A 259-nucleotide genomic window follows, 5' to 3' on the forward strand; every position below is an offset into this window, starting at 1 on the left:
AAGTTCAATCAAAGTCGATTTACTACAAAACGGTAAAGTGGTAGATACGAAAGAAGTAAGTGAAGCAACAAACTGGAAGTACACGTTCGAAAATCTCCAAGCGTACGATGCAAATGGAGTAGCACACAAGTATGAAGTGAAAGAACAACCAGTAGACGGATATCAAACAGAAGTAAAAGGTTATGACATTACAAATACAAAAGTAGGCCAAATAAAAGTAGAAGGAACGAAGACGTGGAAAGACAACGACGCGAAAGAT

Annotated in this window: 1 protein-coding gene; it reads left to right on the top strand. The window is 37.8% G+C overall.

Annotated elements, in window-relative coordinates; genetic code table 11:
* Positions 1-7: 7 nt before the first annotated feature.
* Positions 8-259, top strand: a 252-nt coding sequence (locus MR076_RS26180) for a Cna B-type domain-containing protein (RefSeq protein ID WP_242225440.1), incomplete at its 3' end; no start/stop codon positions are given.

Source organism: Bacillus cereus group sp. BfR-BA-01380 (genome assembly GCF_022663535.1).
Taxonomy (GTDB): domain Bacteria; phylum Bacillota; class Bacilli; order Bacillales; family Bacillaceae_G; genus Bacillus_A; species Bacillus_A cereus_BB.